This is a genomic window from Sphingobium sp. B8D3A, assembly GCF_025961995.1.
In the GTDB taxonomy this organism is placed as follows: Bacteria; Pseudomonadota; Alphaproteobacteria; order Sphingomonadales; family Sphingomonadaceae; genus Sphingobium.
On sequence record NZ_JAOQOS010000001.1, the window covers coordinates 2,943,569 to 2,969,946 of the forward strand.

General features: G+C 66.6%; 24 protein-coding genes. 8 read left to right on the forward strand and 16 right to left on the reverse strand.

Annotated elements, in window-relative coordinates; translation table 11 throughout:
- Positions 1-374: 374 nt before the first annotated feature.
- The 3 genes from M2342_RS13620 to M2342_RS13630 are packed head-to-tail and all read right to left on the reverse strand — an operon-like array spanning position 375 to position 4,265.
- Complete coding sequence (locus tag M2342_RS13620; RefSeq protein WP_264579490.1) at positions 375-1,670, reverse strand: MFS transporter; 1,296 nt, start codon at positions 1,668-1,670, stop codon at positions 375-377.
- 39 nt (positions 1,671-1,709) lie between these two features.
- Entirely contained in the window at positions 1,710-2,918 is a 1,209-nt protein-coding gene (locus M2342_RS13625; protein WP_264579491.1) for a pyridoxal-phosphate-dependent aminotransferase family protein, read from the reverse strand.
- Between the two features lie 9 nt (positions 2,919-2,927).
- On the reverse strand, positions 2,928-4,265 hold the full coding sequence (locus M2342_RS13630) for a Rieske 2Fe-2S domain-containing protein (protein ID WP_264579492.1): 1,338 nt from the start codon (positions 4,263-4,265) through the stop codon (positions 2,928-2,930).
- Positions 4,266-4,418: 153 nt separating this feature from the next.
- Between M2342_RS13630 and M2342_RS13635 the strand changes: the two genes are divergently transcribed.
- Positions 4,419-5,192, forward strand: a complete 774-nt coding sequence (locus tag M2342_RS13635) for a FadR/GntR family transcriptional regulator (RefSeq protein ID WP_264574647.1) — start codon at positions 4,419-4,421, stop codon at positions 5,190-5,192.
- Between the two features lie 18 nt (positions 5,193-5,210).
- On the opposite strand, the gene M2342_RS13640 is transcribed toward M2342_RS13635, so the two are convergent.
- Together M2342_RS13640 and M2342_RS13645 are read right to left on the reverse strand one after the other, a co-directional pair.
- Positions 5,211-5,903 carry a VIT family protein gene (locus M2342_RS13640; RefSeq protein WP_181558943.1) on the reverse strand — a complete coding sequence of 231 codons (693 nt, stop codon included), beginning with the start codon at positions 5,901-5,903 and terminating at the stop codon, positions 5,211-5,213.
- Positions 5,904-5,998: 95 nt separating this feature from the next.
- Complete coding sequence (locus M2342_RS13645; RefSeq protein WP_264579493.1) at positions 5,999-6,508, reverse strand: homogentisate 1,2-dioxygenase; 510 nt, start codon at positions 6,506-6,508, stop codon at positions 5,999-6,001.
- A gap of 85 nt (positions 6,509-6,593) precedes the next feature.
- Between M2342_RS13645 and M2342_RS13650 the strand changes: the two genes are divergently transcribed.
- Complete coding sequence (locus tag M2342_RS13650) at positions 6,594-8,681, forward strand: TonB-dependent receptor plug domain-containing protein (RefSeq protein ID WP_264579494.1); 2,088 nt, start codon at positions 6,594-6,596, stop codon at positions 8,679-8,681.
- Positions 8,682-8,774: 93 nt separating this feature from the next.
- On the forward strand, positions 8,775-10,448 hold the full coding sequence (locus M2342_RS13655) for an FAD-dependent oxidoreductase (RefSeq protein ID WP_264579495.1): 1,674 nt from the start codon (positions 8,775-8,777) through the stop codon (positions 10,446-10,448).
- Positions 10,449-10,463: 15 nt separating this feature from the next.
- On the opposite strand, the gene M2342_RS13660 is transcribed toward M2342_RS13655, so the two are convergent.
- The 4 genes from M2342_RS13660 to M2342_RS13675 are packed head-to-tail and all read right to left on the reverse strand — an operon-like array spanning position 10,464 to position 14,440.
- Positions 10,464-12,065, reverse strand: coding sequence for a GMC family oxidoreductase (locus M2342_RS13660; protein WP_264579496.1), 1,602 nt, complete (start codon positions 12,063-12,065; stop codon positions 10,464-10,466).
- 2 nt (positions 12,066-12,067) lie between these two features.
- Positions 12,068-12,520 (reverse strand): DUF3237 domain-containing protein, encoded by a 453-nt coding sequence (locus M2342_RS13665; RefSeq protein WP_264569668.1) that lies wholly within the window; start codon positions 12,518-12,520, stop codon positions 12,068-12,070.
- 2 nt (positions 12,521-12,522) lie between these two features.
- Positions 12,523-12,954 carry a DUF3237 family protein gene (locus M2342_RS13670; RefSeq protein WP_181558938.1) on the reverse strand — a complete coding sequence of 144 codons (432 nt, stop codon included), beginning with the start codon at positions 12,952-12,954 and terminating at the stop codon, positions 12,523-12,525.
- On the reverse strand, positions 12,947-14,440 hold the full coding sequence (locus M2342_RS13675; protein ID WP_264579497.1) for an aldehyde dehydrogenase family protein: 1,494 nt from the start codon (positions 14,438-14,440) through the stop codon (positions 12,947-12,949). Before M2342_RS13675 ends, M2342_RS13670 begins: the two co-directional genes overlap by 8 nt.
- Before the next feature lie 215 nt (positions 14,441-14,655).
- Here M2342_RS13675 and M2342_RS13680 point away from each other — a divergent pair, with 215 nt between their 5' ends.
- From M2342_RS13680 to M2342_RS13690, 3 genes are all read left to right on the forward strand, one after another.
- A complete protein-coding gene (locus M2342_RS13680; RefSeq protein ID WP_264579498.1) occupies positions 14,656-15,576 on the forward strand; it encodes a helix-turn-helix domain-containing protein in 921 nt (306 codons plus the stop codon).
- 152 nt (positions 15,577-15,728) lie between these two features.
- Complete coding sequence (locus M2342_RS13685) at positions 15,729-17,063, forward strand: MFS transporter (RefSeq protein WP_264579499.1); 1,335 nt, start codon at positions 15,729-15,731, stop codon at positions 17,061-17,063.
- Between the two features lie 30 nt (positions 17,064-17,093).
- On the forward strand, positions 17,094-17,564 hold the full coding sequence (locus M2342_RS13690; protein ID WP_264579500.1) for a nuclear transport factor 2 family protein: 471 nt from the start codon (positions 17,094-17,096) through the stop codon (positions 17,562-17,564).
- Between the two features lie 36 nt (positions 17,565-17,600).
- On the opposite strand, the gene M2342_RS13695 is transcribed toward M2342_RS13690, so the two are convergent.
- The 3 genes from M2342_RS13695 to M2342_RS13705 form a co-directional block, all read right to left on the reverse strand.
- Positions 17,601-18,221 carry a nuclear transport factor 2 family protein gene (locus M2342_RS13695; protein WP_181558933.1) on the reverse strand — a complete coding sequence of 207 codons (621 nt, stop codon included), beginning with the start codon at positions 18,219-18,221 and terminating at the stop codon, positions 17,601-17,603.
- A gap of 157 nt (positions 18,222-18,378) precedes the next feature.
- Positions 18,379-19,266: a hypothetical protein gene (locus M2342_RS13700; protein WP_264579501.1), complete on the reverse strand. Its 888-nt coding sequence runs from the start codon at positions 19,264-19,266 to the stop codon at positions 18,379-18,381.
- Positions 19,267-19,387: 121 nt separating this feature from the next.
- Positions 19,388-20,317, reverse strand: a complete 930-nt coding sequence (locus tag M2342_RS13705; protein WP_264579502.1) for a LysR family transcriptional regulator — start codon at positions 20,315-20,317, stop codon at positions 19,388-19,390.
- A 125-nt stretch (positions 20,318-20,442) separates the two neighbouring features.
- Between M2342_RS13705 and M2342_RS13710 the strand changes: the two genes are divergently transcribed.
- Positions 20,443-21,141, forward strand: coding sequence for a pirin family protein (locus M2342_RS13710; RefSeq protein ID WP_181561336.1), 699 nt, complete (start codon positions 20,443-20,445; stop codon positions 21,139-21,141).
- Positions 21,142-21,207: 66 nt separating this feature from the next.
- Here M2342_RS13710 and M2342_RS13715 read toward each other — a convergent pair whose 3' ends face one another.
- The gene (locus M2342_RS13715; RefSeq protein ID WP_264579503.1) at positions 21,208-22,152 is read right to left on the reverse strand and encodes a LysR family transcriptional regulator; all 945 of its coding nucleotides are present in this window, start codon (positions 22,150-22,152) and stop codon (positions 21,208-21,210) included.
- A gap of 100 nt (positions 22,153-22,252) precedes the next feature.
- On the opposite strand from M2342_RS13715, the gene M2342_RS13720 reads away from it, so the two are divergent.
- Complete coding sequence (locus M2342_RS13720; protein ID WP_264579504.1) at positions 22,253-23,713, forward strand: sulfatase-like hydrolase/transferase; 1,461 nt, start codon at positions 22,253-22,255, stop codon at positions 23,711-23,713.
- Positions 23,714-23,761: 48 nt separating this feature from the next.
- Here M2342_RS13720 and M2342_RS13725 read toward each other — a convergent pair whose 3' ends face one another.
- Genes M2342_RS13725 through M2342_RS13735 form a run of 3 tightly spaced genes read right to left on the reverse strand, consistent with a single transcriptional unit; the run spans position 23,762 to position 26,205 of the window.
- Positions 23,762-24,721 carry a hypothetical protein gene (locus M2342_RS13725; protein WP_264579505.1) on the reverse strand — a complete coding sequence of 320 codons (960 nt, stop codon included), beginning with the start codon at positions 24,719-24,721 and terminating at the stop codon, positions 23,762-23,764.
- Between the two features lie 3 nt (positions 24,722-24,724).
- Entirely contained in the window at positions 24,725-25,720 is a 996-nt protein-coding gene (locus tag M2342_RS13730; protein ID WP_264579506.1) for a hypothetical protein, read from the reverse strand.
- Entirely contained in the window at positions 25,717-26,205 is a 489-nt protein-coding gene (locus tag M2342_RS13735) for a nuclear transport factor 2 family protein (RefSeq protein WP_264579507.1), read from the reverse strand. The genes M2342_RS13730 and M2342_RS13735 overlap by 4 nt, the downstream gene beginning before the upstream one ends.
- Between the last annotated feature and the right edge of the window lie 173 nt (positions 26,206-26,378).

Consider the following 26,378-nt stretch of genomic DNA (forward strand, 5'->3'; position numbering starts at 1 on the left):
CGCATCTCAGTCCGCGTCTTGGTGCAAGGCCGACCGTGCTTGTTGAGCAGTGGCTCGCGTCGCTTTTCTCGTAAGGCAGCCCGTGCCTCCGGGCACACTGACGTCCGGACCCACTGCTCCGCCACTGCTTTGCCTTTTGTGCGCACCCGGAAACGATAGCGCGAGCCATATTGCTTTTGGTCTGCTGCTGACAGGGTTGCGAACGAGGAGCAGCGCGGCTGAGCAGGAGCAGGCGCTGCCGCGGCCAGGAGCAATGTTGCAAAAGCCGTGATCATGAGGTCCTCATCCTGGGTAAGCATCGAAATTATAACGCTTATAACGCTCGAACCGGGATACGGACGCTTTTCTGACGATCTGCTTGGGCACACTGCTGATTAAGCGGCATTATCCTGCAGTGCCCTGATCCGCAGCAGATAGGCCGGGGTGACGCGCGCCATCAGCAGTGCGGCGACGATCGTCAGGGCGATGAACACGCCAAAGCCGACCAGATAGGTGCCGGTGCGATCGTACAGGTTCGCCAGCACGACCGGCCCGAAGGCCGAGCCCATGGTGTTGAAGCCGGCGAGCACTGGCAGCAGCCGGTTCATGAGGCCGGGGCCATAGACATGCTTGGCAACGACCGGGCCGTCCACGGTCAGCCCGCCATGCGCCACGCCCAGCACGGTGGTGAAGACAAGCGCGGTGAACAGCCCCTGCACCGGCAACGCCAGCAGGATGGCGAGGCCGAGCAGCAGGTTCCAGCCCGCCACGCCCTTCACCGAAAAGCGATCGAACGTCATGCCCGCGACGAACTTGGCGCCGATGCCGATGAGGAAGGTGAGCGACCAGGCCGAGGCCGCGACGGTGCGCGAGAGGCCGATCTCGTTGGTGAGATAATAGATGCTGTGCTGGAAGAGCGCCTGATCGATCAGCGCCGAGAGGAATGTCGCCAGCGCGATCAGCCAGAAGGCGTGCTGGCGCAGCATGGTGCGGAAGCTGATGCCGAGATCGGCCGCGCGCAGCCGGGCGCTGCTGACCTGCTCGCTCGTCCGCACCGCCTCGGGCAGCACGTCCGCCTCGCTGGGGTTGAACCGCACCGACAGCGCGAGCGGAATGGAAATGCAGAAGATGCCGATGCTCAGACAGGCAAAGGCGACGCGCCAACCATAAAGCGGAATGAGCTGGCTGGTCATCAGCGGGAACAGCACGCCGCCGAAGCTGGTGCCGATGACCGCCACGCCCGTCGCCAGCCCGACATTGCGCATAAACCAGCGCGAGACCAGCAGCCGCAGCGAAATGATCACGGCGCCCTGGCCGATGCCGATCATGAAGCCGACGACATAATAGCTCCACAGCGAGTGGACGAACAGGAAGCCCGCCAGCCCGATGGCTTCGGCCGCCATGGCGCCGACCAGCACCAGCTTGAGGCCGATCCGCTCGACCAGCGGGCCGATGATGAAGATCGCCATGATCGCGCCGGTCAGGCTCTTATAGGTGTAGATGAGCGTCGCCTGGGTGAGCGTCCAGCCGAACTCCTTCATGACCTCGGGATAGACGAACGGCATGGTCAGCGGCGCGCCGAAGGCGATGAGGAAGATGAAGAACGCCTTGGCGACCACGCCCCAGCCCGGATAGCGCCAGGTCGCGCGGATGATGGCGATCTTGTCTGTGAGGCTCGCTCGACCTGCCATGCTCTCGCTCCCGTCCGGTCTCTTGCCGCCCTCGCCCGATCAGGCGGCTAGGCCGGGCGCGCCGCGCTGCGCCTGCCCGGTCAGCACGGCAATGGCCGCTTCCGTTCCGCCAGCCCGATAGGGCACGCCCGCGAAGGCCAGCGCAGCTTCCGTCGCGGCGATGGTGCCGAGCACCAGCGCGTCGCTGAAGTCGCCGAGATGGCCGATGCGGAACACCCGGTCATCGAGCTGGCCGAGGCCATTGCCGAGGCTCATGTTGCAGCGCTCCAGCGCCGCCTCGCGCACCGCATCGGCGGAGATGCCCTCGGGCATCCGCACGGCGGTGAGCACCGGAGAATGGGCGGCGGCATCGCGGCACTGCGTCTCGAAGCCCCAGCGCGCGACTGCCGCGCGCGTCGCCTGCGCCGCCCGCTGGTGACGCGCGAAGACGGCGTCCAGCCCCTCCTCCTGCATCATGGCAATGGCCTCGCGCAGCCCCTGCAGCAGATTGATGGCCGGGGTGTAGGGGAAGAAGCCCCGGGCATTGGCCTCCAGCATCTCGCCCCAGTCCCAATAAGAGCGCCTCATCCCGGCCGATTTCGACGCCGCGATCGCCTTTTGCGACAGGGCATTGAAGGAGAGGCCCGGCGGCAGCATCAGCCCCTTTTGCGAGCCGCCGACCGCCACATCCACGCCCCAGACATCATGCTGATAATCCACCGACGCCAGCGACGAGACCAGATCGGCCATCAGCAGCGCGGGGTGCCCGGCTTCATCGATGGCGCGGCGCACGGCGGCGATGTCTGAGGTCACGCCGGTGGAGGTCTCGTTATGGACCACGCAGACCGCCTTGATGCGATGCGCCTTGTCCGCGCGCAGCCGCTCGCCAATGGCCGCGGCATCGACCGGGGTGCGCCAGTCGCCGGGGATCAGCTCGGGCTTCAGGCCGATCTTGCGGGCGAGCCGGCACCAGAGGGTCGCGAACCAGCCAGTCTCGTACATCAGCACCGCGTCGCCCGGCGAGAGCGCGTTGACCAGCGCCGCTTCCCACGCGCCGGTGCCCGACGAGGGGTAGATGATGACCGGGCCTTCGGTCTTGAAGATGCCCTTTATCCCGTCCAGCACCTCGACCGTGAGATCACGGAAGTCAGGCCCGCGATGGTTGATGGTCGGGCGCGCAATCGCCTCCATCACCCGTTGCGGCGTGGTCGTTGGACCGGGCAGTTGCAGGAAGTGCGCGCCCGGGCGATGGGAAGAGGTGGCAGACATGAACGGTCCTCAGGCTGGCGCGGCCGCGAGGCGGCGCTTGCGGTCCACCGGCTCGGCGGTCCCCCTGCTCCACACCGCGCGGCGCGCATTGTAGAAATCGAGCCAGTCCTGCTCGGGCGGGAGCAGCGCATAGCCGGCGCGGACATTATGGTAGCAGGCCGGATTATCGACGCCCGGCGGCACCACCCCGTCGTCCCGCAACGCCGTCGCGGCCCATTTGAGCCGCCGGCGGGTGAGCACGATCATCCGATCGCTGGTGCCCAGATGCTCCATGGTGCGGTCCACCACCGGCCCCATGCTCTCGGTGACGGCCTGATCCTGCACCGGGATCGCCTCGATGCCGCTATAGCTCTGCGTCGACTGCGCCTCGCGCGAGATCAGATGATCGTTGCGCGGATTGGCATCGATGCGGAAGCGGCCGAGCCAGTCGGTGCTGTTGGGCAGGAAATTGATCGGCGAGGTGGTGCCGGGAATGGGCTTGCCCGCCTTGGTGAGCGTCGTCGCGCCGGTGCGCGGGCCGCCGATGGTGACGAGCATGGCATGATGATCATCCAGCGGCACCCATGCGCGGGCGCGGATATGGTCGAGCGGCTCGGAGGGCGCCATGGTCCAGAAGGGCAAAGCGAACTGGCCGATGCGGTGATAGAGATTGTCCCCGGCGGGGCGGTAGGCGCAATACATAGTGCCGTAATCGGTCTCCAGCGCCTCATATTTCGGCGCAAGATTCTCGCGCATCTGCCTGTAATAATTGATCGAGCCTTCCTCGAACTGATCCGGCGTCGCCGCGCCCAGATGCAGGAAGCCGACATGGCAGGTGTCGATATCCCCCTCCAGCGCCTGCAGCCAGTTGCACTCGCGCATCATGAAGGTGACGGTAAGCGGCTGGCCCGCCTCCACCTCGTCCCAGTCGAAATGCGGCAGTGCGGGCGGCTCGGCGCGGGTGCCCATATAGACCCAGGCGACGCCGTAGCGTTCGACCACGGGCAGCGCGCGGATTTTCACCTTGTCCTTGTAATCCGTCTCCGGCGGCTCGCTCGGCATCTCGATGCACTGGCCGTTCCGATCGAACTTCCAGCCATGATAGACGCAGCGGATGCCGCCCTCCTCATTGCGCCCGTAGAACAGCGAGGCGCAGCGATGGGCGCAGCGATGATCGACCACGCCAAGCGAGCCATCGGGCGAACGGAAGGCGAGGAAGTTCTCCCCGAGCAGCCGTAGCCGCAGCGGCGCGCCGCCAGCCTTGACTTCGTCCGGCATGAAAGCGGGGATCCAATATTCCCGCATCAACGCGCCCATGGGGGTGCCGGGACCGGTCTGGGTCAGCAAGGCATTGTCTTCCGGCGACATTCCGCCCTCCCCCACACTTGAATGAATCAAACTATAATATAGTTATTCTTTTTCATCCGATGCGGCGTGGCTTGTCAAGCAATGCCGGGCGGGGCAGGATTGAAATCATCATATAGAATGACCGATCGCCCGCCCCGCGCGGGCGATGCCAACATGAGAAAGCCTGTTCCCTTGGCCGAATCCGACACCGTTTTCAGTTCCGTGCGCAGCCAGTCGCTCGCCTCGCGCATCGTCTCGCAGGTGATCGACGCGCTGTTCGCCGGCCAGTTCAAGCCCGGCCAGTTCCTCGGCACCGAGGCGCAGCTGACCGAGACCTTCCAGACCAGTCGCGTGCCGATCCGCGAGGCGCTGGGCCGGCTGGAGGCGCTGGGGGTGGTCACGATCAAGACCGGCGCGGGCGGCGGAGCCACCATCGCCGAGGGCAAGCCCGACCAGTTCGCGACGGCGCTGGCGGTGCAGTTCATGCTCGTGCAGGTGACGGCCGAGGAGATTTTCGATGCCCGCATCGGCATCGAATGCCGCGCCGCCGAGCTGGCTGCCGAGAAGATCACCGACGACCAGATCGAGGCGCTGCGGCTGCTGCTGGAGCGGATCATGGAGCCGGACCTGCCGCGGCGGGAGTCGGTCGATCGCATCCTCGCCTTCCACCGCTTCATCGTGGAGGCTTCGGGCGCGCGCACGCTGGTGACGCTCATGCATGCGCTGGAGCATGCGCTGCTCAACCTGTTCACGGCGCTGGAAGCCTCGCCGCGCAACAGCCGCATCGGCTACAAGTCGCTGCAGGGCATTTTCGACCGGATCGCCGCGCGCGACAGTGAGGGCGCCTTCACGGCGATGCGCCTCCATCTGCTCGATCGGCGCAAGTCGATGCTCTACCGGCTCAAGGAGCTGAGCGATCAGGCGGGGATTGCGACGCCCGCCAGCTAGGCGGCCGACGCCGTCCGGTCAGACACTCGTCCCGACCAGCCGCCCGATCCCGGCTGTCAGGGCCATGGCAAGCGCGCCCCAGAAGACCACCCGCGCCACCGGCCGCCATGGTTTGGCCCCGCCAGCACGCGCGCCGATGGCGCCGAGCAGGCCGAGGAACAGGATCGATCCTGCTGCCTCGCCCACCACCATCCGGTCCATCGGCAGCACGGCCGCCAGCACCAGCGGCAGCGCCGCGCCGGCCGTGAAGGTCGCGGCGGAGGTGAAGGCCGCGACCACCGGGCGGGCTGCCGTCGTTTCGGTAATGTGCAGCTCGTCACGCGCATGAGCGCCGAGCGCATCATGGGCCATCATCTGCTCGGCCGCGCGCCGCGCCGTCGCCGGGTCGACGCCGCGCGCGACATAGATGTCGGTGAGTTCCTGCAGCTCGGCCTCGGGCGCGGTGGCCAACTCCTGCGTCTCGCGCGCGAGGTCGGAGCGCTCAGTGTCGGACTGGGAGCTGACCGAGACATATTCGCCGGCCGCCATGGACATCGCCCCGGCCACCAGACCGGCAGCACCCGCGACGATCAGCGCCGACCGATCCGCCCCTGACGCCGCCACGCCGAGGATGAGGCTGGCCGTGGACACGATGCCATCATTGGCGCCCAGCACCGCCGCGCGGAGCCAGCCGATGCGCGAAACAAGATGATATTCCCGATGCGGCCTCACGGATGATCCCCCTCACAGTTCGGCGCGACTTTATCAGCACCGGGCCTGCGCGGCGATTGGGGAAATCTGCTCTTGGGCGGAGGGCTGGCGCGATCTTATTCGGGTGATGGGACGATCATCACTCTGATGATCGGCGCCTCGCTGCCGCTGATCTGCAGGATGTGGCGCCCGGCCTTGAGGCGGAAATCGACGATCTTGCGGATGCCCGAGCAAGCCGGCCCATGGCCATGCGCGAGGGAGGTCACGCGCGCGCCGTCGGTCACCATGTCCACCCACGCCGCTGCGCCCAAGGCGACGCGATAGATGCCGTCGCGCGGGGCGTCGAACGCCAGCATCCCGGCGTAGGTGCCGGGCTTGGCCGCACGCTCGGGCGCGGCAGCGAACGCGACGGATGAGGCAGGCGACAAGGTGAGATCGACGGCCTGGCCGGGCTTGAGCTGAACGGCTGCTTCCGTCGCGCTGGCAACCCGCTCGGCGCTGCGCCAGGCAGCAAATTCAGGCGGCAGAGCCGCATCGTCCGCGCAAGCGGGCGCATCCGCAGCGGGCATCTGAGCGGCGACGGGCACCGGTGCCAGCGCCATTGCGAGAGCCATCATCACACGCATTGTCCGCTTCTCCTCTGGACGGTCGGTTCTTTCGATGTATTTCCGCATATACATCGAATCACGAACAAGAAAAGGGGACCCATTGATGAGAGCGACACTGGTGCTGGGCGCCGCAATTCTCGTGACGTCGGGCATGGCCCGCGCGCAGGTGGCGGAGGGCGAGGCCGGCAGTTTCGGCCTCGGGCAAATCATCGTGACGGCGCCCGCCGGACCTGACCGGCTGCTCGGCACGGAGACGCTCGGCCAGCAGGCCATGGTCCGCTTCAACCGCGTGCAGCTCGACGATGCGATCAACCTCCTGCCGGGCGTCTCCGCGGGCAATAGCGGTGGCTCGCGCAACGAGCGGCTGGTGTTCGTGCGCGGGTTCGACCGCTTTCAGGTGCCGCTCTCGATTGACGGGATCCGCGTCTATCTGCCGGCCGACAACCGGCTGGACTTCGGCCGCTTCCTCACGCCGGACGTCGCCGAGGTGCAGGTCGCGAAGGCCTATGCCTCCGTGCTGGACGGCCCCGGTGCCATGGGCGGTGCGATCAATCTCGTCACGCGCAAGCCCACCAAGGCTTTGGAGGCCGAGGCGCGCGCCACGCTCAACCTCGACCGCGATGCGGACTATGGTGGCTACAGCGTCTTCGCCCTGCTCGGCACGCGGCAGGAGCATTGGTACGCGCAGGCGAGCTATGCCCGCAATTTCACCGATCACTGGACGCTTGCCGGTAGCTTCCGCCCGGTCAGCGCGAACGAGGACGGCGGCGCCCGCGACTTCTCCCGCACATCAGATTGGCGCGTGAATGCCAAGCTGGGCGTCACCCCCAACGCCACCGACGAATATGTGCTGAGCTACACACGGCAGGAAGGCAGCAAGAACGCGCCGCTGCATGTGAGCGACACGAGCAATGTCTCGCTGCGCAACTGGAGCTGGCCCTATTGGACCATCGACACGCTGGCCTTCCTCTCCACCACTGCGCTCAGCCCTCAGGCGACACTCAAGACGCGGGCCTATTACAGCCGCTTCGACAATCTGCTTCGCTCCTGGGACAATCGCAGCCAGACGAGCCAGACGCTGGGTCGGTCCTTCGACAGCCCTTATGCGGACACGGCCTATGGCGGATCAGCGGAGCTCGGCGTGGACCTGCTGCCCGTCAACCGCCTGACCCTTGCCGTCCATTATCGGCATGACGAGCACAGCGAATCCCAGACCAGCCGGCCGGGCCTGCCCGGAAGCGTAGCAGAGCCGGTGCAGATCAGTGCCGAGCGCAACTGGAGCATCGCGGTGGAGAACCGCTTCGCCTTGCTGCCGACGCTCACCCTGACGCTGGGCGCCTCCTATGACTGGCGCGATCTCGACCGCGCGGAGGACTATGGCGTGCCGCAGGGGCAGACCGGCGCGAACCGGCTCTACAGCTTCCCGCTGCGCAACGTCGATGCGTTGAATGCGCAAGGGCGGCTGGAGTGGCGCGGCGAGAATGGCAGCGCGGCGCATCTCTCGCTCTCGTCTCGCGCCCGCTTTCCGACCCTGTTCGAGCGGTTCAGCAGCCAGTTCGGCACCGCCGAGCCCAATCCCGGCCTGAACCCGGAACGGGCGACCACGCTGGAGGTCGGCGGGGCGCGTCAGTTGGGGCCGCTCCATGTCAGCGCAGCACTCTTTCACAGCTGGGTGAGCAACGCGCTGGTTTCGATCCGCACACCAGCCAATCTCAATCGCCGGGAGAATTATGGATCGGCGCGTTATTATGGCGCCGAGGTGGCGGTAGATGTGAAGCTGAGCGACCAGATCGAGCTGGGTGGCAATTATTCCTACATCCAGCGGGACTTCACGGTCGGCACGGCGCCGGCGGGCAGCCTGATCCGTCCGTTCCAGCTCACCGATGTGCCGGGCCACAAGGGCTTTGCCTATCTGGGCTGGCGGCCCGTCCCTGCCCTGCGCATCACGCCCAATCTCGATTTTGCCTCGCGCCGCACGACCGTCACGCCGGCCTCCGCCAACGGCCTCGCGCCCATCTATTACAAGACGGGCGGCTATGCGCTCGCCGGGCTGAACATCGATTATACGCTGACGCCGCAGGCCACGCTCAGCGTCGGCGGTCGTAATCTCTTCGACCGGGATTATGTGCTGACCGATGGTTTCCCCGAACCGGGCCGCTCGCTGTTCCTCAGCCTGAGCGCGCGCTACTGAAGCCTCTGCCCCTCTACAATTGATAATACTGTCTTTCTATATGATCTTTATCGGGATATGCTCTCTCCGAACGATAAGAGCGGAGGAGAGGACATGGCCGTCCAGAGGAAGAACGAGCGGTTTGTGGCCGCGCTGACACCGACGAAGGCGATGGATGTCGTTGTCGTCGGTGGCGGGCCTGCCGGCTGTGTCGCGGCGCTGAGCGCGGCGCGCAATGGTGCGCGGGTGATGCTCATCGAGCGGGTCGGCTATCTGGGCGGGATGATGACCGGGGGCGGCATCGGCGGCATCGGCATCAATGGCTATATCATCGAGAAGGGCATCGGCACGCCGGTGGTGAAGGGCATCTCGCTGGAGATCCTGCACCGCATCCAGGCCATGGGCGGCGCGCCGGAGGGTAGCCCGATTGCGCGGCACCCCACCGACTCCGTCATGATGACCAGCCTGCTCGACGAGATGATGGAGGAGGCCGGGGTCGAAATCCTGTTCAACACCGTGGTGTTCGACACGCTGGTGGAGGACGGGCGCGTGACGGGCGTCGCCATCGGCAACAAGTCGGGCGGCCAGGTGGTGCTGGCCGATGTGGTGATCGACGCCTCGGCCGATGCAGACGTCGCTGCCTGGGCCGGCGCGCCATTCCATCATGGACGCGAGGAAGACGGGCGCCATCATGGTGGATCGATGGACATGCAGATCGGCGGCATCGATGTCGACCGGCTGATCGACTATCTGCGCAACCAGCCGCTGCTGAGCGAAGAAGAGCGCGCCGAGCTGGACCGCGAGCGCTCCGCACTGATGGGCGGCGGGCGGCCGGTGAATACCTACAAGTCGCTCAAGGGCGAGACGCTCCATGCCGAGCCGGTGGTGCAGCCGACAGACTGGGACGAGGTGGACCGCATCCGCGCGGCGGGCGGCATCCCCAAGCTGCGCCTCTCTCCGGCGGCGGGCGGCCCGATCCCCGGCAAGGCGACGGCACCCAGGGTGGATGGCAAATATGTCCCCCTCCCCGCCGGGCTGGACCGCGAATGGGTGGAGTATATCAAGGCCGGAAAAGTGCCGTTGCTCTATGGCGCGACCGAGCCGGTCTATCCGCCGCCGCGCTTTGGCAGCATCGGCATCTTCCGCCACGGCAAGATGCGCGACGGGCAGATGATGTCCGGCGTGTACGAGGTCTGGTACGACCACACCAATGAGGAGGAAGTGAGCAAGTCGCTGATCTATCGGCGCAAACTCAACCGCGTGTATCTCAACTTCCTGCGCGAGCGCATCCCCGGCTTCGAGGAGGCTTATATCGTCATGGAATCCCCCACCGGCGGCGCGCGCGAGGGCCGGCGGATCGTCGGCGACTATATCCTCACCGAGGATGATGTGCTGGCAGGGCGGCGCTTTCCGGACGTGATCGCCAAGGGCGGGCCGCGCGGGCCGGACCTGCATTCGGTGACCGGCCTGTGGGGCGACGGCGTGGCCTCACCGTTCAAGGCGCCGTACGACATTCCCTATCGCATCCTGCTGCCCAAGGGCGTTGAGGGCCTGCTGGTGGCGGGGCGCTGCGTCTCCGCAACCTTCGCGGCGCTGGGCGCGGTGCGCGATCAGGCGACCTGCATGTCCATGGGCGAGGCGGCGGGTGCGGCGGCAAGCCTCGCGGTGCGCGCGGGCGTTACCCCGCGTCAGGTGGACGTGCGCACCGTGCAGCAGCGCCTGCTCGATCAGGGCGCGCTGCTCTACATTGGCGACGAGCAGCCGCTGGAGATGGAACCGGCGGAGTGATCCGGCAGGATGCGGCTACTCTCCGCGTCTGATAAAGTCCGCAGCGCGCTCGGCGACCATGATGACCGGGAGGTTGGTATTGCCGCCGGGCAAGCGCGGGAAGATGGAGGCGTCGACCACCCGCAGCCCGTCGACGCCATTCACCCGCAGGCGCCCGTCGACGACGGCCTGCGCATCGCTGCCCATGCGGCAGGTGCCGCTCGGGTGATAGGCCGTCGCCGCTGTCTCGCGGATATAGGCCATGACCTCCTCATCTGACAGCAAGGGCCGCTCCGGCCGCCGCATCTGCCCCACCACCTTGGCGAGCGCCGGCTGGCGGATGAGCGCCTCCAGGCCTCGATAGCCGCCGAGCATGGCGCGCTGATCTTCGGGATCGCTCATCAGGTTGAAGGCAATGCGCGGATGGGCCAGCGGATCGGGCGAGCCGAGCTTCAGCCAGCCCCGGCTCTTGGGATAATTGAGCGACCACATCGCCCCCATGCGCGGCCCGAACGGTTTTGCCACGCCGGGGAACCAGACCCGCGAGAACATGGAGAGCGGGATCAGCAGGAAGTGCATGTCGATCACATCCGGGTCCGCGCCGGTGGCGACATTGGCGGAGGCCGCGAGCGGGGGCGCGCCCATGATGCTCTTGCGCCCCGCCACCCAGCGCAGGAATGATCCGGTCAGCCGGTCGAAGCGCAATTCCCGGTCGAAGGCCAGCGCGGGATCGAGATCGAACTCCATGCCGGCGCCGGGATGATCCTGCAGATTGGCGCCGACCTCGCCGCTTTCCACGGCGACATCCAGGCCCATCTCCTGCAGATGGGCGCCCGGCCCAATGCCCGAGAGCAGCAGCAATTGCGGCGCGTTGATCGCGCCGCCGGCCAGCAGCACTTCGCGCTCGGCGAGGATTTCTTCCAGCCGCCCGTCGCGTGAGACCTCGATGCCGATTGCCCGGCCATCACGCAGCAGCACACGCGTCGCCACGGCGCCGGTGCGCACCTCCAGATTGGGCCGGCCCAGCGCCGGGCGCAGATAGGCCTCCGACGTATTGGCGCGGCGACCGTTGCGCGTCGTGAAATCCGGCATGCCGAAGCCGTCGGTTCGCGGGCCGTTGAAATCCTCCGTGATCGGATAGCCGAGCGACCGGGCCGCCTCCAGCACATTGGCCATCAGTGGGCTGGGCGCCGGATGCGGCTCGACGCTCAGCGGCCCGCTGCCGCCATGTTCGGGCGTATCGCCGCGCCAGTGCCGCTCCAGCTTGCGGAACCAGGGCAGCACATCGTCCCAGCCCCAGTCGGTGAGGCCGGTATCGCGCCAGCCATCATAGTCAGCCTTGTGCCCCCGGATCGCCATCATGCCGTTGAGCGAGGACGTGCCGCCAAGCATCCGTCCGCGCGCGACCGGCAGACGGCGGCCGTCCAGCTCCGCCTCCGGCTCCGACATGAAACCCCAGGTGAGCGCCGGATTGGGCCACAGCTTGGAGACCGCCAGCGGCAGGCGCACGTCCAGTCGCCGGTCGCTGCCGCCGGCTTCCAGCAGCAGCACGCGGTTGCGCGGATCTTCGGACAGGCGGGCAGCGAGCACGCAGCCCGCCGAGCCGGCGCCCACGACGATGTAATCGAACCGATCCACGTTCAGACGACTTTCCAGAACCGGAAAATGGAGCCTTCCGGATTGCGCTGGCCGACGCCGACGAAGATCGTGCGGTTCAGCCAGTCATAGGGGCCGGCGGGCGCCTCGAAGCGCGGAGTCATGCGCATATAATAGCTTTGCGGATCGACCTGCTCGCCCGCCAGCAGGGCCTTCACCACCTCCGGCGGGGCGCTGCGCACGCCGGTGCTGCGCTTGAGGATATGGGCGCCGTCGTCCGTCTCCAGCAGATATTGCGATTCGAACCGCCCGCCGCCATCGGGGCGCACAAGCGGGAAGTCGCCGCCGCTGCCCTTGACGATCCGGCCCGAGAGACCGGGACCGGAGAAGCTGCCCTCACCGATCAGCACCGCACCACGCGTGTAGCCCTGCGCGACTTCGATATGCATGCGCGGACCAAGGCCGATGCGCATTTCCAGAGCGAATTCCAGCCGCATGGTCAGACGATCCTCTCGATGTTGAGGACAGGGCTGCCCTCGGCCTGCTCGGCAACGAACGCCAATCGTGCCAGATGGGCGACGCCGCCATCCTCGGCGGCCTCGAACAGCAAGGCGAGCCGCAGTCCCTCGAAATCCGGCGCGCGGGTGCGATAGCCATTGCCGAAGCAGCGGGCGAAACTGCCATCGCTGAAGGCGACATAATAAGAGGCTTCGACGACCGTGACGCCATCGGCGCGCAGCAGATGCATCTCGCTGCCACCGACCAACCGGCCCTCAAGCCCCTCGCCTACGAAGGTGCCGCCGCCGATGGACACATAGCTGCGCTGGCCACCGGTCGCGATCTCGCCGACCGTGACCGGAAAGGCGCGCATCGGTGTCATGCGGAAGGCCGGCGCGAAGCCGGGCACGGGCGCGCTGCTTGCCTCAGCCATGATCGCGGCCCTGATGATCGTGCGCGATCGTCACGGATTTGAGTTCGGTATAGGCTTCCACCCCGGCTCTCCCATTTTCGCGGCCGAAGCCGGATTGCCTGACGCCGCCTGCGGGCATCGCGATGTCGCCAGCGCTGCTGTTCACTCGCACGGTCCCGGCCCGGAGGCGACTGACCATGCCATGCGCCCGCGAGAGGCTGCCCGTCCAGACATAGGCGGAGAGGCCATAGCGGCTCGCATTGGCCAGCGCGGCAATCTCGTCGAGATCGTCGGTGTCAAAGGGGATCGCGCACAGCACGGGGCCGAATATCTCCTCGTCCACCGCGGCCATGCCGGCATGCACGGAGCCGAGCACCGTTGGCGCGACATAATAGCCTTGCTCCGGCAGGGCGATGTCGCCGCCGGCGCGGCTGGCGCCCTGCGTGAGGGCGCCCTCGACAAAGCCCATGATCCGCGCCCGCTGCGCCTGCGTGATCACCGGCCCGAGCTGGGTCGCGGGATCGAGCGGATCGCCGATCGTCATCGCCGCGCCGATGCGGGCGATCTTCTCCACCAGCGCATCGGCGACGGATCGATGCACGAACAGGCGCGAGCCGGCCGAGCAGGTCTGCCCGCTGTTGAAGAAGATGTTCATGGCGATGGCGCGCGCGGCGGCATCGAGATCGGCGTCGGCAAAGACGATGACCGGCGATTTGCCGCCCAGTTCCACCGTCACCCGCTTCATCTGCCGCGCGCAGTCGGCCGCGATCTGCGTGCCGGTCGCCGTCGATCCGGTGAAGCTGATCTTAGCGACGCCGGGATGATCGACCAGCGCCGCGCCCACGACCGGACCAAGGCCGGTCACGACATTGAAGAAGCCCGGCGGAACGCCGCAAGCCACAGCCAGTTCAGCCAGCTTGAGCGCGGAGAGCGAGGATTGCTCCGCCGGCTTGAGCACCACCGCGCAGCCCGCCGCAATGGCGGGGCCGAGCTTGAACGCCGCGCCCATCAGCGGATAATTCCACGGGATGATGTGGCCGACCACGCCGACCGGTTCGCGCAGCGTGTACGCCGTCGTTTCGCCAGGCTGCGAGAGTTCCATGCTTTCGCCGGTGAGCTTGGTCGCCCAGCCGGCGAAGTAGCGCAAGGTCGCTGCGGTGCCGGGCACGTCGACCCGCCGGCTGTTGCTGATCGGCTTGCCGGTATCGAGCGTTTCGAGCAGCGCGAAATCCTCGGCATGGCGCTCCACTGCCTGCGCCAGTGCCAGCAGGGCATCCTGCCGCTGGGCTGGCGTCCAGCGCGTGCGCCGGGCCGCGACCATCGCCGATTCGGCCGCCTGTACGGCCCGATCGATATCCGCCGCAGTGCCCGCACCGACCTCGGTAAAGACCGCGCCGGTCGCGGGGTTTTCCACCGGCAGCCGGTCGCCGGTCGCAGGGGGCGTCCATGCGCCGCCAATGAAATGACGCGCCTCAGCGGCAAGGGGCAATGGCACTTTCAACGTCATCTCAAATACATGTCCATGATGCGGCTGAGGACCCTGCTATCAGCGCGCCTGCGGGCAAACTTGTCTCGCGACGCATCTTTCTGACCAGCGCCGCACTGGAGACAAAATCAACAGTGTGGCGGTCTGCTGGACAGGCCCCGATATGGGGTCTAGCGTGCGCAAAAGCCGGACCGAGGGCGCAAGACCCCGGCCAGGATGCGAGAGGAGCCACGGGGATGCACATCTTCACCACAAAGGCATCGAGCCGCGTCGAGCGCAGCCGGCAATGGTGCGCCGTCACGCAGGCGCCCCACATCGAATTTGCGGATGATCGCGAGGCATCGCTGCGCGGCGGCGATTTCGGCGCGCTTCGCTTCTGCATCGTTTCGCTGGGCAGTCACCGGCTTGTCCTGCCCGACATGGCCGACCGGCGATCGCCACCGACCATGAAGCTGCTGTTCCAGGAGGAAGGCACCGCCCGGATCAGCCAGGGCGGGCTCTACAATGATGTGCAGGCCGGCCAGTGGTGCGCGCTGCGCAAGGATGTGCCCTACACCATCCATGCGCCGGACCAGTGCCGCCAATTGGCCGTGACGGTGCCGTGCAGCCTGCTCGCTGCACCCCGCTGGAGCCTTGACCGCTGGCGCAAGCCCCGCAGCTTCCTGCGCGGGCCGGCCCAGATTCTCCATGCCAGCGTCAGCGCCTCGGTGATGACCGGCAACACGCTGCGGATGCAGGACCGCGAGTTGCTCGGCGACCAGATCGCCCATCTGGTCAACATGACCATCCATGCCGATGACGTGCTGACCATGCCCGACCCGCGCGAAAGCCGGCGACGGGCGATCCTGGAATATGTCGACCGGCATCTGGCCGATGCGGACCTCAGCATCGCGCGCATCGCGCGGGATTTCAGCATGTCCAGCCGCTCGATCCACAAGCTGTTCGAGGGTGAAGCCTATACCATTGCCCGCGCCATCTGGGACCGGCGGCTGGAGCGCTGCCGCGAGGAGATGGTCGACCCGGCCCTCGCCCGCCGCTCGATCACCGAGATCGCCCACCTTTGGGGATTCAGCGATTCCCAGCATTTCAGCCGGGCGTTCAAACAGCGCTTCGGCCTTACGCCGCGCGATTATCGCAATCTCTTCTCGCTGCACTGAACGGCCCGGAAGTGGGATCGCGATCGCGAGCACGACCAGTCAGGTCCATGCGCTCCCATCCAATCGGCATGTCGCGCTGAGCGTCTATCCCGACAGGCCTGCCGCTTGATGCCTGCCCGACCGGCAGGCCTGCCACCCGGGAACAGATATACGTGACCAGAAGACAGCTCACCGTCGCCCTGATCCTGCTCGCCTCGATCAACGCCTTCGGCTTCCTCGACCGCGTGATGATCGCGCTGATCGCCGAGAAGATCAAAGCCGAGTTCCTGCTCAGCGATCTGCAGATCGGCCTGCTCGGCGGCACGGCCTTCGCGGTGGTGAACGCCTTTGCGAGCGTGCCCATCGCGCGCCTGGCGGAACGTTACAACCGCGCGCGGGTGACCGCGAGCTTCCTGATGCTCGCCTCGGTGTTCACGGCACTGGCGGGCGCGACCGTCAGCTTCTTCCAGCTCTTCCTGTGCCGCTGCGGCATGGCGGCGGGCAATGCGGCGACCGAGGCGCCGCCGCACTCGATGATCTCCGACATGGTGCCGCCGGAAAAGCGCGCCTCGGCCCTGTCGCTCTATATGCTCGGCGTGCCGGTTGCGGCTCTGGTCGGATCGTTCGCGGGCGGCGCCATTGCCGAGCATTTCGGCTGGCGCGACACCTTCATGTTCTTCGGCGTGATGGGCGGGCTGATCGCCCTGCTCTGCTTCTTCTGCCTGCATGAGCCAGAGCGCAGCGTGCCGCCCGCCGCTGCCGGATCGGGCAAGCTCGGCACCTGGCAGGTGGTGCGGCTTCTGCTGGGCAACAAGAGCATCCGCTATGTGCTCGCCGGGCTCGCCTTCATCAGCCTTGGCGCCTTTGGGGTAAACACGTTCCTCCCGGCCTTCTTCTCCCGCAATTTCGGGCTGGATGCGGCGCAGGCGGGGCTGGTCTTCGGCGTCGTCTCTGGCATTGCCGCCTTTTTTGGCACGCTGCTCGGCGGCTATGGCAGCGAGCATATGGCCCGGCGCGATGCCCGCTGGCTGCTCGGCTTCCCGGCGCTCGGCACCGTGATCGGCGTGCCGATCTTCCTGGCGGGGCTGAGCAGCAACATGCTGTTCATCGCCATTCCGCTGATGCTGGTCGGCTCCTTCTCCTTCTACACCGCGATGGGGCCGGCGATCGCGACGCTGCACGGCTCGCTCGACAGCTTCAGCCGGGCGACCGGATCGGCCGTGTTCCTGCTGATGGTCCATCTGTTCGGTCAGGGGCTGGGGCCGCCATCGGTCGGCGTGGTCAGCGACATGGCGTCCAGCTTCATCTATGGCGGCAGCCAGTTCGCCACCCAGTGCGCCGGGGCTGCCGGGCAGGTTCAGGGATCGGCCTGCGCGGCGGCCTCGGCCCTGGGCCTGCGCTATGCCATCGGCCTGTTCGCCATCTTCTTCCTGCTCGGCGGGCTGATGTTGTATCTCGCGGCGCGGACCAACCACCGCGCGGCGCAGGCGACCGCCACGGCGCATTGACCGCGCCCTCATTTTGCAACGGAGACCCGCATGAGCCAGGCCATTACCGATCGCGACGCCCAGCTTGCCTTGCTGGAGAGCGCCGATCCGCAGCTCGCGGCCAACAAGCGCCTCGTCTGGGACATGTACCGCACCGTGCTGCAGGCAGGCCATGCCGACCGGGCCGCCGAATTTATCGCCGAGGGCTATATCCAGCATAATCCCAATGTCGCCTCCGGCCGCCAGCCGCTGATCGACTTCATCAAGGGCTCGCGCCCGGTCCGCGAGATCGAAGAGCGGATCATGCTGCCGCTGGTCAACATGATCGCGGAGCGGGACATGGTGATGTGCGTGTTCGAGCGCCCTGAGAAGGATGCCGATGGGCAGCCTTATGTGACGAGCTGGTTCGACCTGTTCCGGGTCGAAAATGGCATGATCGCCGAGCATTGGGACCCGGCGCTCAAGAGCGTGGAGATGCTCAAATTCGACCCCAACAGCAAGCGCACGCCGCCCACCGACTGAGCGGCGAGCGGCAGCGCGCGGGCAACCCGGGCCGCCCTACACCTCCTTATAGTGGTAAGGCGCGATCACCGGCTCGGGGTAGGATTCATACTGCATCGTCGGCGGCAGATCGGGCTGCAGCCCATCGATCGAGCGCAGCAGCTGGACGCCGCCGCGATGCCAGCCCTCATCATATTCGGTGTAGATGTTCATATAGCCGTGCAGCTGCGCGATCCGCCACTTGCCATTCTCGATCTTGTAGCTGTTCTCATAGGTCGCCTCGCCCCAGCGCGCCTCGCGCCCGACGCCGCCGACCATCATGAACGTGCGCCAGCGCGCCTTCGCAGTGCCGGCGGCACAATCGATGTGGACGACCGGCTGGAGCTGCATGTGATTGTACAGCACGCCAGGACCATAAGGCGGCAGATGGTGGAGATATTCCCGCACCCGCTCCCGCCCGACATAGACGCCGCGCCCGGCCAGCTCGAGCGTGCCATCCTCGGCGAACAGCTTGGCTGCATCGTCCCAGCGGCCCTTGTCGACATAATAGCCATAAGCGCATTGGAGATTGCAGATTTCGACATAATGATCGGCCTTGTCGGCACGGGCGGCGAGCGCCGTCAGATCGGATCGCAAACGCGCCAGTTCCTCGCGCAGGGCTGAGACATCATCGGACATGGGGGTGCTCCTTGGGGTCGGGGGATATTATGGGTTCCACGTCGTCACCCCGGGCTTGACCCGGGGTCCCGCTTTACTGCTGGCCGAAGCCCGAAAGCAGCGGGACCCCGGATCAAGTCCGGGGTGACAACGGTGGGTGTGATGGGGTGGCATCCGCTTAGGCCTTCGCCAGCCGCGGATCGCGCTCGTCCTGGGCCCAGGGCGAGCGCATCCGGTAGGGCACGAAGTGGAACACCGCTTCGACGGCGGAAATGGCATCGTCGCGGATCTTGAAGGCTTCCAGATAGGCGAAACTGTGCGGGCGAAGGAAAAAGCCGGTGCGCGTCTCGCCATTGGTGAGTTGATAGTCGCGCGTCTGCCCGTCATGGTCGATGAAGCCGCCGCAGAGGACCACGCCCTGCTCCTCGTCCACCAGCGGATAGCGCCGCGCGCGAATCCAGTTGTCGAACCGGTAATAGCCGAGCAGGAACTGCTCCTCGCAGCCCATCTTGGCGACCGGCGCCAGATCGGGCTGGGGATTGTGCGTGGTCTGCACGCCATTTTCGCGCCGCTCGCAATCCGCCGTGAAGCGGGTGTGCAGCGTGCCGTCATTCTGCTCGAGCGTGGAGAAATAGCCATCGGCCAGCGAGAGCATCCGTGCCCGTTCGGTGCGGGAGGCTGGCGGGACCGGCTCGGTCAGTCCCGGACGCGGCGCGGGATCGGTGTTGAGGAAGGGAACGCCGCTGTCCGTCGCGCGCGCCACCAGCAGCTCGATCTCGGCGAGCGCGCCGGTTTCCAGCGCCGCGATCCGCAGCACGAACAGCGCCTTGTCGCCGCTCTCCTCCAGCACGCCGAAGCGCGCGGCATTGCTGGTGCGTATGTCCACCACATCCCAGCGATACTCGCCGATGCCGGTCACCGTCTTCCAGGCGCCATCGCCAAAGGGAAATTCGACGCTGTTCTCGGTATAGCGCAAACGGGGCGCGAGGGCCAAGCGCTGGGGATCATTGGCGCCCAGAGACGCGACGGTCTCATCCAGCAATGCCAGCAAAGCGGCTCTGTCCATGCGCAGACATCCTCTCGTGTAACGCCGCCGGGTTTATCCCGCTCGTCCGGTGACGCTCGCAGTCCCTAGCCGATTGTTTGCGCAGGAACTTGCCGGTGCGCGCATCCCGTTGCGGCAGGGTTCAAAGATCGATCATCCCGGCAAGCGCCGCATCGGCCCGGCCCCGTTCGACGAACTGCGCGATCAGCCATTCAGCCGCCGGGCCGGGCGGCGTATCCCGGCGCCAGATGCCGGCAAAGCGGTAGGTTCCGCCCGGATGATCGGGCATGGCGAGGCGCACCAGTGTGCCGGCAACGAGATCGCTCTCCACCATGGGCAGCGGCATATTGCCCCAGCCGACGCCCTCGCACAGCAGGGCGTGCTTGGCGCCCAGATCGGCCAGCCGCCAGGTCTTGGGGCTTAACACCGAATAATCCTGCCCATCGGTGGCGCGGGAGCGGTCGGTGAGCACAAGCTGGGTGTAATCGCGCCCGGCGCCCGGCGGGATCTGCGCCATTTGCCCCAGCGGATGATCGGGCGCGGCGACCGGCACCAGCGGCACCGAGCCCGCCGCGACGCACTCCACCCCATCGGCGCCGATGGCGAGCGGGCCGGAAATGCCGATCATCGCCCGCCCCTCCCGCACCATGGCGAGGACAGCGCCCAGCGCCTCGACATGCAGGCGGAGCTGGACGGTGGGGTATTCGCGCGCGAAGGCGCGCAGCACCGCGCCCAGCCGCTCGGCCGGCAGCATGACGTCAACGGCCAGATCGACTTCCGCCTCCAGCCCGTCGAGCAGGCCTTTGACGCGGGCGCGCAGCCCGTCCACGCCATGGGCGACGGCACGGGCATCGGCGAGCAGCGCCCGGCCGGCAACGGTCAGCTCCGGCTTGCGCGTCCCCTCCCGCTCGAACAGCGTCAGGCCAAGCTGCGCCTCCAGATTGGCGATGCCATAGCTGATGACCGACACGGCGCGGTTGAGCCGCCGCCCCGCCGCCGCGAAGCTGCCGCTGTCCACCACCGCGAGGAAAATGCGCAACTGGTCGAGCGTTGGCGTGCCGGGCGTGCTCACTATTCAACTTTCTCGAACATAATGGTCTATTTTATCCCACTGAACAGCAAAGCTCACAAGCCCTAAATCGGTCTCCAACGCCGGACAGAACGTCCGCGACCTTCCCTCTGACAAGGAGACATACGATGATCGACCTTCGCCCCTTCGATAGCCTCGGCGCCGCCAACCATGGCTGGCTGGATGCCCATCACCACTTCTCCTTCGCCGGCTATCATGATCCTGCGCGGGTCCACTTCGGCAGCCTGCGGGTGTGGAACGACGATGCCATCGCGCCGCAGACGGGCTTCCCGCCCCATCCGCACCGCGACATGGAGATCATCACCTATGTCCGCGAGGGCGCGATCACCCATCAGGACAGCTTGGGCAATGTCGGCCGGACGGAAGCGGGTGACGTGCAGGTGATGAGCGCCGGCACCGGCATCCGCCACTCGGAATATAATCTTGAGGACGTGACCACGCGGATCTTCCAGATCTGGATCATCCCCACCCGCGAGGGCGAGCCGCCGCAATGGGGCGCCAAGCCTTTCCCCAAGGGCGAGCGCTCGGGCAAATTCGTCACCCTGGCCTCTGGCCATGCCGAGGATGAGGACGCCCTGCCGATCCGCACCGATGGCCGGGTACTGGGCGCGACCCTGCGTGCCGGCGAGACGGCGGACTATCCGCTCGGCAAGGACCGCAAGGCCTATCTGGTCCCCGCCACCGGCGCCGTGCAGATCGAGGACGTGCGGGTGAATGCCCGTGACGGCGCCGCGATCAGCGATGTGGAGGTGCTGCGCATCACGGCCATCGAGGACAGCGAAATCGTCCTCGTCGACGTGATCTGACCGCAGGAACGCCGCGCTGCCGAACCCACCGGCAGCGCGGCGTTCGCTTGTCCGCGACGCCACGCCTCAATCGGGCATCAGGCCATAGGCGCGGTTCTTGACAACGCTCTCCAGCAACAGCCGCTCGACCGCATCCCGGTCCCCCTGCGCCTCGGCATCCCGCCGATGGAAGACGAGCCGCCAGTCATGCAGGGGGAAGAGCCGCACGATCCTGCCCCGCATATCCGGCGGGATCATCGCTGCAGGGAGGTTGGCGACCGCCTGACCGCGCGCCACCATGGCAATGATCACATCGAAAAATTGCACCCGCGCCACGATGTTGGTGGGCTGCACGCCAAAGGATGCCAGCTTGCGGCGCAGGCGCTGCTCCGCCCCATCATCGCGCCCGGACGGCAAGGCGAAGGGCAAGCGCGCCACCTCTGCGGGAGAGAGCGGCACCTCGCGGCCTGCGGCCAGTTTGCGGTTGCCGAAGATGCCGCCCGACACCCGCCCCAGCGACCGCATCGCTTCCGCCACGGGCTCATCGGCAGGCTGGTGGATCAGCACGAAGTCATAGGTGCCACTGCTGGCCGCGAGTGTCGATTCGTGGCTCGGAATGCGGGTGTCGAACTCCAGAACGATGTGGGGATGGGCCGCCAGAAACCTGTCCAGCCTTGGCCGCACATAATGATCGGCGAGGCCTTGCCCCAGCAGAATGCGAAAGCGCACGATCTCGCGCGGGCCGGGCCTGCGCAGGCGGTGTGCCGCCAGTTGATCGGCCGCGCTGGAAAATATCCTCAAGTCGGCGAGGAAGCGGTCGCCCTCCGGCGTGAGTTCTGGACGCCGCCCCGCGCTGCGGGCCATCAGCGCGACCCCGAGCTGCGCTTCCAGCGCCTTGAACTGGCTGCTCACCGACGCCTGGGAAATGCCCAGCAAGTCCGCGCTGCCGGCGAAGCTGCGTGTCTCGGCAAGCGTCTCGAAGATCACCAGCTGGCGCAGGGTAAATGGCAGGCTTTGCAGGACACTCATCATTCAGCCATAGCCTGTGCGTTATAAATGCCATTGCCCGTACATCTGTTGCCTCGCCCGTTCAATCGCTGCCACATGAGCGAAAGTCAGACGGAGACCCAAGTTGACCGACCTTGACGTGACTCGCCGCAGCGTGCTCGGCCAATCTTTGGGCGTCATCGGCGCCGGCATGGTGGGGGCCGGTTCGACGGCGCAGGCCGCGCGGCCTAAGAAGGCATCGGGCAATCGACGCAAGCAGCCGAACATCCTGTTCATCATGGCCGACGACATGGGCTATGCCGACCTCTCCTGCTATGGTCGGCGTGACTATGAAACCCCGGCGATCGACAGTCTCGCGGCGGACGGCATGCGCTTCCTGCAAGGCTATGCCAATTCCGCCGTCTGCTCGGCGACGCGCACGGGCCTCATCACCGGGCGTTATCAGAACCGCCTGCCCATCGGCCTTGAGGAGCCGCTCGCTCAGCGCCCTGTCGGCCTGCCACCCGAGCATCCCACTCTCCCGTCGCTGCTGCGGGCGGTGGGTTATGGGACGACGCTGATCGGCAAATGGCATCTGGGCGCCCTGCCCAAATATGGCCCGCTCAAGAGCGGCTATGACCATTTCTGGGGATTCCGGGGCGGCGGCGTGGACTATTTCACGCATAAATATGCCGGGCGTCACGACCTGTGGGACGATGACCGCGAGGTCTTCGAGAAAGGCTATCTCACCGATCTTCTGGCCGAGCGCGCGCTGGAGACGATCAGCACCGCCGCCCAGGGCGACAAGCCCTTCTTCATCTCGCTGCACGTCAACGCGCCGCACTGGCCCTGGGAGGGGCCGGGCGACGAGGCCGAGGCCACCAGGCTGGATGCCGATGGCAAGCCGACGGCGCTGATGCATTATGACGGCGGCTCGCAGCGCATCTATGCCCAGATGGTGACGCGGCTGGACATGCAGGTCGGGCGCATCCTGCAGCGGCTGGACGACCTTGGCATCGCGGACGATACCATCGTGATCTTCACCAGCGACAATGGCGGCGAGCGCTTCTCCGACACCTGGCCGTTCACGGGTCGCAAGACCGAGTTGCTGGAAGGTGGCCTTCGCATCCCCGCGATCGTACGCTGGCCGGCCTATGTGCCTGCCGGGGTCACCAGCGATCAGGTGATGATGTCCATGGACTGGCTGCCGACCCTGCTCGCGGCGGCCGGCGGTGCGCCGGACCCGGCCTATCCCAGCGACGGCATCAATCTGCTGCCTTACCTCGCCGACCCCTCCAGCAAGAGCGAGCGGACCTTGTGCTGGCGCTACAAGAATCTGGACCAGCAGGCCTGCCGCATGGGCGATTGGAAGTATCTGAAGATTCTCCAGAACAGCTTCCTGTTCAACGTCGCCGACGATCCGATGGAGCGCGCGAACCTCAAGGACCGGATGCCGGAGAAAATGGCGCAGGTGAAGGCGGCCTATGACGCATGGGACAGCCAGATGCTGCCGCTCGACCCGGATTCATCGACCCATGGCTTCACCGGCAAGGACCTGGCCGATCACTTCGGCGCCAAGATGGAGAACAGCGTCAAGCCGCGCTGACGGGCGTGGCGGGATAGGCAGGCTCGGGTGTCCTGCGGCGCCGCCCGCTCAGGGTGCCCAGCCCTGCCCGGCCTCATAAGGCAGGCGCGTGAAGATCAGCTCGACCTCGCGCACCTTGCCGCCCCGCATGCCCAGCATCTCGCCGCTGAGCAGCGACATCGGCCCCCTCGGCTTGGCGGGGCAGGTGCGACCATAGCCCGGAATGTCGTTGCACTCGGTCCGCCCATAAAAGCGCAGGGAAAACACGCCGAACAGCACCTGCTGTTCCTCATCCACCACCAGAGTGCGACGCGGATCGACCTTATCGAGCGTATCGAACAGATGCGCCTCCACCTGCGCCTGACAGCTCATGCTGCCGAAATGCGGCAGCGGTTTGCCGGGGATGGGCGTAACGGGATAGGCCAGTTGCGGGTTGCCGCTCATCGGCATCCGGTTTTCGATCCGCTGGCAATCCGGCGCGAAATGATCGCCCTTGTTGCGCAGCATATTATCGAAGTTCCGGTCGGCCAGTGCGATCATTTCGGCGCGGGACAGGCGCTCGCGCTTGGGCACGATGGTGCGCAGGCCTGCTCTGACCTCGGTCGGCATGGAGGGATGCTGCGGCGCGAATGACCGGCCGATCACCGTCTCGGCTTCCGCGATCCGCCCGGCGACGATCTTGAGGCGCGTGGCATAGCCGACGGTCTTGCCGGCCTCCTTCACTTCTCCCAGCACCGCGACTTGGCCTGCGGCCACATCGGCGGCGCGCGCCTGGTAGCTGCTATAGCCATCCGTCGTCTGCCAGAGCCCCTCGCCCGGCGCCACCGGCACGCCATTCTCGGTGGCGCGAAAGTCCGGTGCGAGGTCGAGACCGGCTGGCGTCCCCTGCTCGACGGCGGCGAGATAGCGGTCCACATGCGCATAGAGGCAGGCGCGGTCGCACGCAGGCGCGACCTCCCGTGCCAGCGTCGGCAAGCCGGGGGAGAGCAGCAGCGCGAGGGCGGCGGCACGCCATGCAAAGCGGATCATCGCTCAGTTCTCCCCGCCGGACCCGGCATCGCGCAGATCGCCCTGCCAGCCGCTGTCGGCCTCATAAGCGGCGAATTTGAAGATCGCCTCGACCTCGTGAATCTTGCCGCCGCGCACGCCGAGGATTTCCGCGTTGAGCAATGAGACCGGCTGGCGGGGCTTGTCATGGCAGATCGTGCCATAGCCGGGGATCTCGTTGCACCGGCCGTTCTTGTACCAGCGCATGACATAGACGCCGAAGACGAGCTGCTTCTCCTCATCGAGCAGGAGGAAGCGGCGGGGCTCGACCGCGTCAAGCTGGTCGAAGAGGTGCAGGCTGATCTGCTGGCCGCAGCCCATGCTGCCGAAATGCGGCTTGGGCACGCCGGGGATCGTGCCGATGGGATAGTTGAGTTCCGCATTGCTGCTCATCGCCATGCGATTCTCGATGCGCTGGCAATCCTCCGCATAAAGGGAGCCGTCGGCCGCGAGCAGTGCGTCGAAATTGGCATTGGCCGTTTGGATCATCTGCTGGCGGGTCAGCCGCTCGGCGGGCGGAACGATATTGCGGAACGACGCGCGCGGCGCCGGCACGATCGATGATCCCGGCACCCGCCCGCGCCCGAGAATCGTCTCCACCTCGGTGATCTTGCGATCCGCCACCTTGAGGCGCAGCGCGATGGTGACCTTGCCCTCCCCTTCCAGCACCTCGCCGATATAGCCGACGGTGCCGCTCACCGGATCGGCGAGGTCGATGCGATAGGTGCCGAGGCCGGTCGCCGTCTGCCACAGGCCCGCGCCGAGACGGACCTCCTGCGCATCCTCCGTCGCGCGATATTGCGCTGCCATCGGCGCCCGAGCGGGCGCACGCGCGACCATGGCGGCCAGATACTGGTCCATGATCTCGGTGAGGCAGGTGCGGTCACAGGCCGCCGGTGCGGCAGGTCCGGCAGCCATTGCCGGGGCGGCGAGCAGGAGCGCGGCCATCGCGGCCAGCCCCCGGATGGGACGCGCGATCATGGCTGCACGGGACGCGGGCGGGGCCGGATGCGGGTGATCTTGCCGCATGGAATCTCGTAGAGCAGCACGCCGCGCAACCGCCAGTCATCGCCCGCCTTCAAGGGCCGCGAGCCAAAGTCGGGCCAGTCGCTGGTGGCCTGAAAATGCGCTTCCAGATCGACCGTCGCGCCCTGCGGTTGCACCTCGATGGCGTGCGGGGTGACATGCTCCTGCAGCCCACGGGCATCGACGTCGCGATAGAAGGCGATGATCGCCTCGCGCCCCTTGAGATCGGGCCATTTGCCACCTTTCACCAAGACGACATCGGCATCGTAATAGCTGGTGAAGCAGGCATAATCGCGCGCATTGAAACAGAGGAAATAGCGCTCGAAATCGGCCTTGGTCATGCCCGGCGACGGGCAATTCTCGGCCGCCACAGCCGTTTGGGCGAGCGATCCGAACAGAGCAAGTATGAGCGCTTTGCCGACGGCTGAGCTGAACCGCATCCCCTGTAATCTCCCCCTCATGACGTGCAGCTTCCGCATGGGCAGCGGATAAATCGTGATACGTCGTTGTAGTTTATTCCGTCCTGCAGGGCTGCCTTGTCAAGCGAAATGCCCGGCGAGGGAACCGCCCTTGTGACCCTCTGTCAGAGGCGTGACGGACCAATGATCGTTCG